Origin of the sequence: Motiliproteus sediminis, from assembly GCF_017912535.1 — a bacterium.
In the GTDB taxonomy this organism is placed as follows: Bacteria; Pseudomonadota; Gammaproteobacteria; order Pseudomonadales; family Balneatricaceae; genus Motiliproteus; species Motiliproteus sediminis.
The window spans coordinates 355,263-368,689 of sequence record NZ_JAERQK010000003.1 but is presented as its reverse complement, the minus strand read 5'-3'; the positions used below and the strand labels follow the sequence as shown (position 1 = coordinate 368,689).

Below are 13,427 nucleotides of genomic sequence, written 5' to 3'. Positions count from 1 at the left end.
GACGCTACTCCAGCTCGCAGCCAGTTCCATCATCGGGCTCGACCAGTTCGCCCGCACCTTCCAGACGGTCAACCCGCTGAAAACCGCGGGGCAATTTGCTACCACGCCGCCCGCGATCACCACGGTAGTGTTCCAGATCAGAGGGTTTAAGGGTGAGGTGACGCTTGCCAGCGTAGATAGTGAGTCCGTCGTCACCATCAACCACCGCGACCGCGACCACAAACTCTTCACGCGCCGCCGCGCGCGCACTGGGTACGTTGATGATCTTGTTACCCTTGCCGCGCGCCAGTGCCGGCAGGTCAGCCACTGGGAACAGCAGCAGGCGACCTTCGTTGGTCACCGCCGCCAGCAGCTGACTGGCACCATCCCGAACCGGCTGCGGACAGAGCACCCGGCTGTTTTTCGGCAGGGTTAACACCGCCTTGCCTGCCCGGTTCTTGCCAACCAGATCAGCGTATTTACAGACGAAGCCATAGCCTGAATCGGAAGCCAGCAGGTACCGGTCGTCATCTTTACCCACCAGCACCGCATCGATAGAAGCACCGCTCGGAATCGTCAGGCGTCCGGTCAGCGGCTCACCCTGCCCGCGCGCCGAGGGCAGGGTATGGGCGGGCAAGCTATAGGCCCGGCCGGTGGAATCGAGGAACACGGCGTTTTGATTGGTTCGCCCCTTGGCCGACAGCTTGTACTGGTCGCCCGATTTATAACTGAGTGCGGCGGCATCAACATCATGCCCCTTCGCAGCACGAACCCAGCCCTGCTTGGACAACACCACGGTAATGGGATCAGCACCAAGAAGGTCCACTTCGCTCAACGCTTTGGCCTCCGCACGCGCAACGATGGGAGAACGACGGTCATCCCCGTAATGCTCAGCAGCTGCTTGCAACTCATCCTTGATCAGTTTGCGCAGTTTGGCTTTGGAGCCCAGCAGCGCCTCCAGCTTCTTGCGCTCTTTGGCGAGCTCGTCCTGCTCACCACGGATCTTCATCTCCTCAAGTTTGGCAAGATGGCGCAGTTTCAGCTCAAGGATCGCTTCGGCCTGTATGTCAGTAATGCCGAAGCGCTCCATCAACACCGGCTTGGGCTTATCCTCATTGCGGATAATGGCGATCACTTCGTCGATATTAAGGAACGCGACCAACAGGCCATCGAGGATATGTAACCGGTCGAGCACCTTGTCCAGCCGGTATTGCAATCGTCGAGTGACCGTTTCAACGCGAAAACCGAGCCACTCGCCAAGCAGTGTCCGCAGATCTTTTACCGCCGGGCGCCCATCGGTACCTATCATATTGAAGTTGACCCGATAGGTTCGCTCCAGGTCGGTGCTGGCAAACAGGTGCGCCATCATCTGTTCCACATCGACGCGATTAGAGCGCGGCACAATGACCAGGCGGGTCGGGTTTTCGTGATCGGACTCATCACGCAGATCCGACACCATTGGCAATTTCTTGGCCTGCATCTGGGCCGCAATCTGCTCCAACACTTTGGCGCCCGAGACTTGATGCGGAAGCGCAGTGATGATCACCTCGCCGCTCTCCTTGGCGTAGACCGCGCGCATCCGTACCGAGCCACGGCCGGTTTCGTAGAGCTTTCGCAGCTCGTCGCGCGGAGTAATGATCTCCGCCTCGGTGGGGTAATCCGGCCCCGGCAGATGCTCGGCCAGCTCACTCAGGGTGGCATCCGGGTTATCCAGCAGCGCCAGACAGGCGTTGACCACTTCGCGCAGATTATGGGGCGGAATATCCGTTGCCATACCCACGGCAATACCGGTACTGCCGTTGAGAAGCACGTTGGGCACCTGTGCCGGCAGCAGCAGCGGTTCGCTGAGGGTACCGTCGAAATTAGGCCCCCATTCCACCGTACCTTGCCCCAGCTCACCCAACAGCAACTGGGAGTACGGCGTAAGGCGCGCTTCGGTATAACGCATGGCGGCAAAGGACTTAGGATCGTCAGGCGAGCCCCAGTTGCCCTGCCCATCGACCAGGGGATAGCGATAGGAAAATGGCTGCGCCATCAGCACCATCGCTTCGTAACAGGCAGAATCACCGTGGGGGTGAAACTTACCCAGCACATCACCCACGGTACGCGCGGATTTCTTGAACTTGGCACCCGCCTTGAGTCCCAGCTCCGACATGGCGTAAACGATGCGTCGCTGAACCGGTTTGAGGCCGTCACCGATGTGCGGCAAAGCCCGGTCCAGAATGACGTACATGGAGTAATCCAGATACGCCTTCTCGGTGTATTCCTTGAGCGAAAGGCGCTCGATGCCTTCGTCAATCTCGATACTACTGCTCATTGATCTCTCAACGTTAGTCCCGAAGCCAAGCGGCCTCGCGATCGATTAGAAAAATGGAAGTCAGGGTAAATAAAGTTCGAAGCAGCCCCCGCCCAACGAGCCACCGTTGGACAAGCGCACTTCACCACTGCGCCCTTCACGCTGATGGGCAGCGGCTACTTTGACCGCAAAATAGAGCCCGAACCCGGTACTGCCGGAGATAAAATCAACGCCCATGGCCTCACCCTCCAGGCGCCCCAGCATCCGCTCGGGAAATCCGCGGCCGTCGTCTTCCACCCGGATGACCAGCCCTTCGGCGGCGGTATCGGCCGAGACCTGAACGTTCTCCGCGGTCACCTGAACCTTGCCGTTGGCATAGCGGATCAGGTTGGTGAGGATATTGCCCAGGACTCCCTGCACCAACGCCGCGTCAAAGTCCCAGCTGAGATCCGAGGGTACCTGCTGCTCAATCACCACCCCTCGCGGTGCCAGCAGCGGCTGATTCATCAGTACCAGATCCTCAATAAACTCATCCAGGTAGACCTCATCCTGGCTAAAGCGATACTGCTGCTGCTCCAGCTTGTACAGCGTCATCAGCTGAATCAGGTAGTTGTTCAGCCGTGCGGCTTCAAACTGGAGCTGGCCGCAACGTGGATTGGTTTGGTCAAGCTCGGCGCTGAGTTCATCCACCAGATGAACCAGCATGCCGATAGAGTTCTTCATGTCATGCACGGACGCGGCAAGAACGGTAGAAAAGTCGATCGAATCGCGCATCATTGGGCCTCACCCAGCCGCTGTTTCAACTTCAGATACCGAGCCTGCAGGTTGTGATAAAGCTTGGAGCGACTGTCATCCTCCTTAATTCCGGCGACGCGCTGTAACGCCTCACCCGCCTGCTCCAGCAACTTGCGATCCATACCGAACTTGACGATATGGTGCATCGCCACCTGCGCCAGGTTGAGGTTTACCGCAAAGCTGCGCGGCTTCTCTCTGGCTGCCAGCTGCAACACTTTCAGCGCGCGTTCAATATCGCCCTGATCATAGAACTCGACCGCCTGGCGGTTATGGCTGGACTCCTCCTGCTGCATCGCATGCACCAGGTTGCCCACCAGATCCTCGCGGCCTTTGTCTTCCAGACGGGTAATCAGGCTTTCCTTGAGGTCCGCACGCAACGCGCCGGTTTCATCGTGCTGGCAGATATCGTAGGCCTTAAACAGCGCCTTGTCCGCTTCACTGAGATTGCCTTGCACGGTATGAATCTGGTGATCCACTAACCGCGAGCGCAGGTTCACTTCTGCATCACCCTTGTACAGCTGACGCAGTTCATCCATGGTTCCCAGCGCCTTGAGCTCGGCGTTCTTTTTGCTCAGCCCTTCGGCGCTCTCGAGTTTGTTGACCAGCACCTCACTTAACTTGATGTACGTGTCGGGTTCGCGAAACACCGAGTGTTTGCCGATTTTAACCGCACGCCCAAGGGCCACTTCAGCGCGTTCGGTATCGCCGTTTTCAAGCGCCAGCTCACCGAGCAGGGTCTGCCGGCGAATGTTGATTGGCGACACCTTGACCGCGGATTCCAGCGACTGCTGGGCGGCGGCAAGGTCACCTGTCTGCTGCTGGCAGCGCGCCAGCCAGTCCCAGGCCTGCACGTAACCGGCGTCCTCCTGAACGAGACTGGAAAAGGTCGCAGCGGCCTTCTCAAGGTCCTCCTGGAAGTAATAACTTTTCCCCAGCCCCAGCTTCGCCCAGGCCAGATTCTTGATCATCAACACCTGCTGGAACAGTGCCGTGGCGGCCGGGTACTGTTTAGCCTGCATCAATAACTCGGCCTGCAACTTCAACGCATAACCACTGTATCGGCCGCGTTCGGCAGCCAGCTGTTCACAGAGCGCGGCAGCTTCAGTCAACTGCTCTTTGTCCCGCAAACGATAGACCTCTTTGAAAGCTTCGCTGCGATCCAGCAAGCGTTCCAGGCGGGTCAGCAGCACCTCTTTGGTAAACGGCTTGGTCAGGTAGTCATCAGGCTGGTACTCAAGCGCACCGCGCACCATTTCCGCGGTGTTTTCAGCGGTAATCATCACAAACAAATTGCTGCTCTTCAGCAGATTGCGATGCTTGGACTCCTCCAGGACATCGTTACCGGTGCGCCCCTCACCCAGGTTGTAATCACACAGGATGACGTCGTAGCGATTCTTGTTGATCGCTTGCAGCGCGTCGTCGCCGTTGTGGACAACATCGATATCGCTAACGCCGTAACTCATCACCATAGTGCGCAGGGCACTGCAGAAATTGGCGAAGTCATCGATGATCAGGAAACGCAGGCCGCTGAAATTATGCTTGCCTTGTCCCATAGTTGTTCTCCCAGATCCCTGTCAGGTGCTGTCACACCTCGGCCAGATTGCCTTTGCTCTGCAACCATTCCTTGCGATCACCGGCGCGCTTTTTCGCCAACAGCATATCCAGCACCTCGTTGGTACCATCGCCAGGCTCAACGCTCAGCTGCACTAGCCGGCGGGTATCGCGGGCCATGGTGGTTTCTCGCAGCTGCAGCGGATTCATCTCGCCCAACCCCTTGAAGCGCTGGACATTAATCTTGCCGCGTTTATTTTCCGCGGTAATGCGATCAAGAATCCCTGATTTTTCTTCATCATCAAGAGCATAGAACACTTCTTTGCCCACATCGATCCGATACAGCGGCGGCATCGCCACAAATACATGACCTGCAGCAACCAGCGGCTTAAAGTGGCGCACGAACAGAGCGCACAACAGGGTGGCGATGTGCAGACCATCCGAGTCGGCGTCAGCCAGGATACACACCTTGCCGTAGCGCAGGCCTTCAAGGTTGTCGGAGCCGGGATCAACGCCGATAGCCACCGAAATATCGTGCACCTCCTGTGATGCCAGAATCTCGGCTGAGTCCACCTCCCAGGTGTTCAGAATTTTGCCTCGCAGCGGCATAACCGCCTGATACTCACGATCACGCGCCTGCTTGGCCGACCCGCCGGCCGAATCACCCTCAACCAGGAACAGCTCCGAGCGACTGGCGTCGGCACCGGCACAGTCGGCCAGTTTTCCCGGCAGTGCCGGACCCGCGGTTACCCGTTTGCGCGCCACTTTCTTGTTCGAGCGCATCCGCCGCTGGGCGTTATTGATGGCCATCTCCGCCAGCTGTTCACCCAGGTCCGTGTGCTTGTTGAGCCAGAGACTGAACGCATCTTTGACGGTGCCGGTAACGAACGCGGCTATCTGACGCGAGGACAACCGCTCTTTGGTCTGGCCGGAAAATTGCGGATCCTGCATTTTTACCGACAGCACATAGCAGCACCGGTCCCAGATATCCTCCGGGGATAGCTTGACGCCGCGCGGAAGCAGGTTACGAAATTCACAGAACTCGCGAATCGCCTCCAGCAGGCCGCTGCGGAAACCGTTCACATGCGTGCCGCCTTGCGCGGTAGGAATCAGGTTGACGTAGCTTTCCGCTACAATATCGCCACCCTCAGGCAACCACTGCACTGCCCAATCCACAGCCTCATAGTCGCCTTTAAGCGCGCCGACGAAGGGTTCGTTTGGCAGGGTTTCAAACAGCTGAGTAGCGCCGATCAGATAATCGGTCAGACCATCTTCGTAATACCACTCGTGCTGCTCTTTCTCCTTGCCCGAGAGATCGGTAAAGGTAACTTTGAGGCCGGGACACAACACCGCTTTGGCCCGCAGCATGTGACGCAACTTAGTCAACGAGAACTTGGGGCTATCGAAGTAGCTGGGATCCGGAAAAAAGCGCACGGTGGTGCCGGTGTTGCGCTTGCCGCAACTGTCGATCACCTCCAGCTCGGAGACCTTTTCGCCATCGGCAAAGCAGATTCGGTGCACCTGACCATCGCGCTTGATGGTCACCTCGAGCAGTTTCGACAACGCGTTCACCACCGACACCCCCACCCCGTGGAGACCGCCGGAGAACTGGTAGTTGTCGTTGGAAAACTTACCACCGGCATGCAAACGGGTAAGAATCAATTCAACCCCGCTGACGCCGTGCTCCGGATGAATATCCACCGGCATGCCGCGACCGTTATCGGATACCGACATGGCACCGTCGGGATGCAGGATCACATCCAGCTGGTCAGCGTGGCCGGCCAGCGCTTCATCGACTGAGTTATCGATCACCTCTTGGGCAAGGTGATTGGGCCGATCCGTTTCGGTATACATGCCGGGGCGTTTGCGCACCGGCTCCAGGCCGCTAAGGACCTCGATGGCGTTGGCGTTATAGGTCATATTACTCATCGATGGTTAATTCTCTCTCGATCGCCTGCGCCAGGTCAGGATCCTGTGCAAAGCGGAAAATACGTGCCCAGCTGCGCTCAAACTGGTCAAAGCCATGACTGCCACCCTCTTCAATGTGCTGCTCACTGGCGGCAAACCTGGCCGTAGCTTCGCGATAATCGAGCACCTCATCCGCAGTTTGCACCAACAACAGGTAACGGGACGCCGCCAGCACGGGACAGTGCAGTGCCTGCAACTGGCGCAGATGGTCACGGGTAAGCAGGTAGCGCTCTTCGGTGTAGATGTTCTCGTTCTCGCCCAACCAGCGATCCAGCAGTTCAAAAGGCCGCACCGATGGGTTGATCAACACCGCTTTCAGATGGTCGTAATGCTCAGTCAGCCAAGTAGCGTAGTAGCCGCCCAGCGAGCTACCGAGAAGCACCGTGGGGCGGTCATCAGACTCCACCAGTGCCCGCAAGGTGGCCATGGCATGCCGCGGCCAGTGCGACAGGGCCGGTACCCGCAAGCGTTCACCCTGCCCTTGAGCCTCCATCCAGCGCTGCAGCTGCTGCGCCTTGTATGACGCAGGCGAGCTGTTGAAACCGTGTACGTAGATGTAAAGGGGCTGGGGCATCAGCTACTCGTTGACCAGGGAATCGGGGCAAAATAACCCATCGTCACCGGCTCAGGCAAGCGGCACCCGTTCGATTCCGGTTGCCAGCTCACCGGCAGCGCCGAGGCGCAACCAGCGATACCCGGGCAGCGCTTCATTGCCGTCGCATTCCAGCTCAAGTGACGCACAACTGCGACGAAACTGCACCGCGGTCGATGGGCAGCTCAACACCCGCAATGGCAGATCGCGATAGTCCCACACCTGATGCAGATGTCCGCAGACCACCACTGAGCGCGGATGCAGTCTTGCAGCGCTCTGCCAAAAGCCGTCGGCGTTCTGCAAACCGATTGCATCCTGCCAGCGGCTATCCACGCGCATGGGATTGTGATGCAGAACCACCAGCGCCGGGCGCGGATCCTCCGCCGCCCGCCGCAGGGTTGCCTGCGCGGCCTCGGTCAGCGAACCCGCTCCGCGGCCATCTGGCTGTCCGGTGCTGTCGAGCAACACACACTGCCAACCGCAACCCGCGGGCCAAGGAGGCCCGACCGGTCGCACCAGCTGCATCAGCTCGACGCTGTCATGGTTGCCGGGTATCCAATACCAGGGCACGCCAAAACGGTCCAGCCTGGCCGCCAGTGCGGCGTAGTCCCGCTCGCTGCCGTTGTGGACGTTATCACCGGTCACCAGCAAGCGATCAGCTTGAGGAAATCGCTCCGCTATCGTGGCCAAGACCTTATCCAGCCGTGCCGACACGTCGAGATTCCGGTAACGCTGCTGGGGCATGGGAGGCAGGTGAAGATCGCTGATCTGGACAACCCGTAGCTCAGGGGTGCTCATGCGATGGCAAGCCGGTCCGCACTGTGTCCGTGAGCCAGACAATGAGCAAGCCACTCTGCCAGATAGCGATTCAGCTGGGCTTTCTCGTCGGGATGATGCATCTGGTCGTTGGGATAGGGGTAGAACCCCTTGAGCTGACGGCGCTGCTTGCGACAGATCACCTCAGCCATACGTGCATCGTGATAAAGACGCACCACCAGCACCGGCATCTGCAGCCACTCGGTGTCGCACACCTGCTGTTCCAGCGTCAGGGTACTGGTGTAGGCAAAGCGCTCCTCAACCTCAATGCGAACCCGGACCCGATGCTGTTTCCAAGTCACTTCAAACAGGTAACTGTCCCGTTCATCGAAATCGGGCATCAGCTTGCACAAACGCAGGTAGTTGGCCTCGCAATCAGCCATCTGCCGCGACAGATCTGGAACGTACTTCTTGCGCAACATCATCTACGCTCCCCACGCCATCCGTAAACGGCCACTGTTCAATTGCAACCATTGTAGCGCCATGATGGTTGCCGCGTTGTTTATTCGCCCGGTTACCACCCCCTGGTAGGCATCGGCGCGGTCTACCACATGAACGAGAATATCCTCACCCTCGTCCGCCAGCCCATGAACGCCGCCCAGCCCGGAACTATCGACTTCAGCACAGAGCAGGTGAATCACCTCGCGGCTGCCGCCGGGGCTGACATGGTAGCGGCAGATGTTCTCCATCCGTCCCAGCGTTGCCGCAGCTTCTTCGGCCGCTTCCCGTCGGGCCACATCGGCGCAATCCTCACCCGGCTCAACAATGCCTGCTACCAGTTCCAGTAGCCAGGGTGAATGCTCGTCATCGAGCGCACCAATACGAAACTGCTCGACCAGCACGACGGCATCGCGCCGCGGGTCGTAGAGCAACACGCACACGGCGTCATCACGCACAAAGAGCTCCCGCGACAGCATGCTGGCCGTTTCGCCCTCGAACAGAGCGTGCTGTAACCGCAACCGCTCCATCCGGAAAAAGCCGTCATACAGGGTTTCCCGTTGCGATACGGTCACATCGGCCTGACTGAATTTGGGGGCGGGCAACGACACCGGATACTCCTGCTGGTGGACTGGACTCACTATAGCGGGTTCGCCCTGCCTGCTCCACCGGACACCGCGGCCACCCCAGTGCCATTGATCCAGCACAATTGAATAATCATTGTCGACGTATATAGTTACGGCATTCCTGCATTTACCTAGTGAGCAATCAATGAGTCGTTCTTTCCTTGTCATCGGCGCCGGTATCTCCGGACTCTGCACCGCCTGGTTTCTAAAACAGCGCGGTCATTCCGTTACCCTGCTGGAAACCCGTGACCAGGCCGGTGGCAATATCCGCACCCTTCATCAGGACGGCTATTTGATCGAACGCGGCCCGAACTCAACCCTGAACAGCCGCCCCGCCCTTGCCACCCTGTTCGAAAGCCTCGGAATCAGTCCGCTAGAAGCCAACAAAAGCAGTAAGAAACGCTACGTGCTGCGCGACGGTTCGCTGCACCCGCTTCCCATGGGCCCTGGCGATTTTATCCGTACACCGCTGTTCAGTGGCGCGGGCAAATGGCGCCTCTTAGCCGAACCCTTTATTGGTCGCGCCAAAGAGGAGGAGAGCGTCGCCCGGTTCGTAGAGCGTCGGCTGGGGCAGGAGTTTCTCAACTGGGCGATCAACCCTTTTGTCTCCGGCGTTTATGCTGGCGATCCGGAACAACTTTCGGCGCGTGCCGCCACCGCCAAGGTATACGCACTGGAAAAGGAGTACGGATCGCTGATGCGCGGCGCCCTGGCCAAGATTCTGTTTCATCGTCACAAAGGCGGTGCCGGGCCGGCCGGTTCCATGATCTCCTTTGATGCCGGCATGCAGGTCATGACCGACACCCTCGGCGACCGGCTCGGCGACGCTCTGTGTACCGGCGTGTCTGTCGACATCCTGGAGCAAACGGCTGACGGCTGGTGCGCGCGCGCCGGCGAACAGCAATGGTCCGCCGAGGAGGTGGTGCTGGCACTGCCAGCCAAAGCCTGCGCCCAGCTACTCGAGCCGTTGCTACCCGCCCTGCCGGAGCTGTTTGACGCCATTCCCTACCCGGCGGTTGCATCGGTATCACTCGGGTTCAGGAAATCCCAGGTGGCACACCCGCTGGATGGCTTCGGTTTTCTGATTCCGCGCATCACCGGTGTCGAAACCTTGGGCGTTTTGTTCCCGTCCAGCGTATTTCCCAACCGCGCGCCCGAGGGGCACTGCCTGCTGACCGCATTTATCGGCGGCACCCTCAATCCGGAGCTGGCCGACCTTGGCGACGACGAAGTTACCCGACGCGTGCTGCGCGACATCCGTCCGCTACTCGGGATTGAAGGTGAACCCGCAGTGATCAGCGTCAACCGCTGGCGCGAAGCGATCCCCCAGTACACTCTGGGCCACCTGGAGCGCTTGGCCAGCATCGACGGGCTACTCAAGAGCCTGCCGGGACTGCACACCCGTGCCAACTGGCGTGAGGGTATCTCGGTAGCGGACTGCGTTCAGAATGCGTTCGACTTCGCCCAACGCCAAGGTGTTTAACCCGGCGTGGCTGCGCGCCGCTGCGCCGCTGCTGGCGCTCGTGCTCAGCGCCTGCGCCACGCCGACCCACCGCCCCGAAGCTCCGCCGGCCGGGCTACAGGCTCTGGAGCAGGAACGCCAGCAGGCGATCGCCTTGAGCAGCCAACAGCAGGCCCTCAGCCGGCTCAATCGGGTAGCCTGGCCCCTGCAGCGCGCCGCCGCCGAGCTCTGTCCCAAGCCGGCTGAAGCTTCGCTTGGTATCCGCCTGGGCAACCGCTACTTCTTCAGCGAAGGGCTGCGCCCCAGTGCCTTGAGAATGCTGCAAGCCGGCGATGTGCTGCAGGTGCTGGACGTCGTTCCCGACAGTCCGGCGCAGCAACAGGGGGTCATGAGAGGTGACCACCTGATCAGGCTCGAGGGCAACGATCTGCCCGTTGCCGAGCGCGCAACCACCGAACTGCGCCCGCTGCTGGATCAGCTGCAGCCGCAGCAGGCGGTCAAACTACAGCTGATGCGTGACGGACAGTCACATCTGGTTACCCTGACCCCCGCAGCCCTGTGCCGCTATCCGGTGGTGCTGCTGCACAGCGACAGCATCAATGCCTATGCTGATCACCGCTCCATTCAGATAACCCGCGGCATGCTGGGCTTCGCTGGCAACGACTGGGATCTGGCATTTGTAATAGCGCATGAGCTGGCACACAACCTGCTCAGCCATGTACCGGCTACATTTCGTAACGGCGCCATCGGTGGCGTGGTCGACCTGTGGTTGCTGGCAAGCGGTGTGCCCTCTCCCGGACTGATGGCCCTGGCGGGAAGCCGCGCCTATTCCCAGGCGTTTGAAGCGGAAGCGGATTATGTGGCGCTCTATCTGATGGCGCGAGCGGGCCTGCCCCTTGACCAGGACAGCAACTACTGGCGCCGCATCGCCGCCTGGCGGCAGAGCGGCATCACCCCCGACACCAGTGCCACCCACCCCGACACCAGCCGCCGCTATCTGCTGATGCAACAGACCCTGGCGGAGATTCGCCACAAGCAGACAAACGAGCTCCCGCTCCTGCCTGGCGCACCCGGCATTTAAGCGACTCTGGCCGCGGCGTGTCTGGCGAACACCTCGGACGCCCGCCGATACGCCGCCTGATACACCGCCTCACGCTCAACAAAGTACTCGTAATAACGGATACGCGCCTGGTACTCCACCGGCACCAGCTCGATCTTGCTGTAGGGCTTGCCCGGCTGCAGTAACTGTTTATCCAGCAGCTCGTTGATCAGCGCTATCTCGGCGGTTTCGCCCGGATAGGAGGCGTTAAACCACACCAGGGTAACGAAGTTGGCCACCTCAAGCGCATTCTGGGGCAGTTTGCCCCGCCACTCATTGGTCTGGGGGCGCACCGCATAAATCCTGGTGGCCGCAGGTACCAGCTCGCGAATGATCATCTGCCGGTGATAAGCACCATCAACCCGGGTACGCGCGCGCCCCTGACGATCCCTGAAGCCATAGAGATAGAGCCACAACGCCGCATCAACCGCTTCAAACACCATCTCCGGGTCGCTCTCGTCCAACACCCGAACCAGCGTACCGTTGTGGCACTTTGCATCGCGGTAGCGCCCGGGTCTGCCATCCTGGAGCAGCGCCTGCGCGCGGCGATTGAGATACAACACCTCCTCCCCGGCAGGGACGTCATAGGCGTTAAACATCAGGCCGATATTGTTTTCCGTGGCAAAGCGCATTCCGATAGCGGTCAGCGCCTCTCGCGAGCGCTCCGGCACAAACACCATGGCAGGCATTAACCGGTTCAGGGCCTCGTGGCGCAGTTGATCCCAGTAATGCTCGGCATCGAAGCTGAAGTAGGGCTTGGACAGGTTGCGCCAGTAATCGGCTACCGCCGGCTGGAATATACCCGGATCACCCACCATCGCCATCAGCGGGCCGTCCAGCCAGCTCAGCGATTGCGGCAGCATGTTGGTTTTGTCGATGTCACGCATCAGCTCGCGGTAAAGACTGACCGACTCTCCGGTAAGCGGATCCTTTTCATCATGGCTCTGCAAGAGGTAACGCCAGGTCCAGTAGATCTGGCCCGAGGTACAACTGATCAACTCAGGCGTGACGCCGCTATCCAGTGCAGCCTCCAAAAAACCTACACCATGGGCGTTAAAGCCCCCCCAGGCCTCCCAACGAAAATGCGGTACGTCCGGTCATGGTCACAACTCCGTTATCGATCAACCTGCAACAACCCCTGAGGGCACGCCGCTATGGAAACGAAACTCCGTATCATGCGACTGGATCAACTCCGCTTCGGCGGCGGCAAAGAAAGCGATGCGATCGGCAATCGGCTCCTCTGCGGCCGCCTCAGCCAGCTCAAGATAATCCCGGTAATGCCGCCCCTCTGCTTTAAACAAGGAACGGTAATAGCGGGCAAGAGCCTCATCCTCAAGATGAGGCTCCAGCGCCGCAAAGCGCTCACAGGAGCGTGCTTCGATAAAGGCACCGATGATCAGCGTATCAACTAAACGTGCGGGCTCATGGGTACGCACATGCTGACGCAACCCCAGCGCATAGCGTGAGGGAGTCAGATGACCGTACTGAATCCCCCGCTCCTTCATCAGTCCCAGCACCTGTTCGAAATGGATCAGCTCCTCGCGTGCGATTCGACTCATGCGGTTTAGCAGGTCCGGCTGGTCGACGTAGCGAAACATCAGGTTCATTGCGGTAGACGCGGCTTTTTTTTCGCAATGGGCGTGGTCAATCAGCAGTGTGGCGAGATCATCGGTGGCCGCATTGATCCAGCCCGCGGGGGTCGGACAGGGCAAAAACGTGCGAATTTCGTCCAGCAGATCCATAGTCATCTCTCAGTCATTGTGCAGGAGCACCATTATAAGGTAACCCGATAGCCACCATAAGGA

Annotated in this window: 12 protein-coding genes; 2 read left to right on the top strand and 10 right to left on the bottom strand. The window is 59.5% G+C overall.

Annotated features, from left to right (window positions below):
- Positions 1 to 4: 4 nt before the first annotated feature.
- From parC to JJQ76_RS08580, 8 genes are read right to left on the bottom strand one after another with little or no spacing between them, the layout of a single operon-like run.
- A complete protein-coding gene (gene parC / locus JJQ76_RS08615; RefSeq protein WP_210396368.1) occupies positions 5 to 2,296 on the bottom strand; it encodes a DNA topoisomerase IV subunit A in 2,292 nt (763 codons plus the stop codon).
- Between the two features lie 60 nt (positions 2,297 to 2,356).
- On the bottom strand, positions 2,357 to 3,052 hold the full coding sequence (locus JJQ76_RS08610; RefSeq protein ID WP_210396366.1) for a sensor histidine kinase: 696 nt from the start codon (positions 3,050 to 3,052) through the stop codon (positions 2,357 to 2,359).
- On the bottom strand, positions 3,049 to 4,623 hold the full coding sequence (locus tag JJQ76_RS08605) for a response regulator (RefSeq protein ID WP_210396364.1): 1,575 nt from the start codon (positions 4,621 to 4,623) through the stop codon (positions 3,049 to 3,051). The genes JJQ76_RS08610 and JJQ76_RS08605 overlap by 4 nt, the downstream gene beginning before the upstream one ends.
- A gap of 31 nt (positions 4,624 to 4,654) precedes the next feature.
- A complete protein-coding gene (gene parE / locus JJQ76_RS08600) occupies positions 4,655 to 6,550 on the bottom strand; it encodes a DNA topoisomerase IV subunit B (protein WP_210396362.1) in 1,896 nt (631 codons plus the stop codon).
- The gene (locus JJQ76_RS08595) at positions 6,543 to 7,163 is read right to left on the bottom strand and encodes a YqiA/YcfP family alpha/beta fold hydrolase (protein WP_210396360.1); all 621 of its coding nucleotides are present in this window, start codon (positions 7,161 to 7,163) and stop codon (positions 6,543 to 6,545) included. The genes parE and JJQ76_RS08595 overlap by 8 nt, the downstream gene beginning before the upstream one ends.
- A 51-nt stretch (positions 7,164 to 7,214) precedes the next feature.
- Positions 7,215 to 7,979: a metallophosphoesterase gene (locus JJQ76_RS08590; protein ID WP_210396358.1), complete on the bottom strand. Its 765-nt coding sequence runs from the start codon at positions 7,977 to 7,979 to the stop codon at positions 7,215 to 7,217.
- A complete protein-coding gene (locus JJQ76_RS08585) occupies positions 7,976 to 8,422 on the bottom strand; it encodes a DUF1249 domain-containing protein (RefSeq protein ID WP_343232504.1) in 447 nt (148 codons plus the stop codon). Before JJQ76_RS08585 ends, JJQ76_RS08590 begins: the two co-directional genes overlap by 4 nt.
- The gene (locus tag JJQ76_RS08580) at positions 8,423 to 9,046 is read right to left on the bottom strand and encodes an NUDIX domain-containing protein (RefSeq protein WP_343232503.1); all 624 of its coding nucleotides are present in this window, start codon (positions 9,044 to 9,046) and stop codon (positions 8,423 to 8,425) included.
- Between the two features lie 160 nt (positions 9,047 to 9,206).
- Between JJQ76_RS08580 and hemG the strand changes: the two genes are divergently transcribed.
- Together hemG and JJQ76_RS08570 are read left to right on the top strand one after the other, a co-directional pair.
- Positions 9,207 to 10,544, top strand: coding sequence for a protoporphyrinogen oxidase (gene hemG, locus JJQ76_RS08575; protein ID WP_210396355.1), 1,338 nt, complete (start codon positions 9,207 to 9,209; stop codon positions 10,542 to 10,544).
- The gene (locus JJQ76_RS08570; RefSeq protein WP_210396352.1) at positions 10,510 to 11,604 is read left to right on the top strand and encodes a M48 family metallopeptidase; all 1,095 of its coding nucleotides are present in this window, start codon (positions 10,510 to 10,512) and stop codon (positions 11,602 to 11,604) included. Before hemG ends, JJQ76_RS08570 begins: the two co-directional genes overlap by 35 nt.
- Here JJQ76_RS08570 and JJQ76_RS08565 read toward each other — a convergent pair.
- Both JJQ76_RS08565 and JJQ76_RS08560 read right to left on the bottom strand, forming a co-directional pair.
- Positions 11,601 to 12,656, bottom strand: a complete 1,056-nt coding sequence (locus tag JJQ76_RS08565; RefSeq protein ID WP_210396350.1) for a hypothetical protein — start codon at positions 12,654 to 12,656, stop codon at positions 11,601 to 11,603. The two genes, JJQ76_RS08570 and JJQ76_RS08565, sit on opposite strands and share 4 nt — an antisense overlap.
- 87 nt (positions 12,657 to 12,743) lie before the next feature.
- A complete protein-coding gene (locus tag JJQ76_RS08560; RefSeq protein WP_210396467.1) occupies positions 12,744 to 13,364 on the bottom strand; it encodes a MiaE family protein in 621 nt (206 codons plus the stop codon).
- Positions 13,365 to 13,427 lie beyond the last annotated feature (63 nt).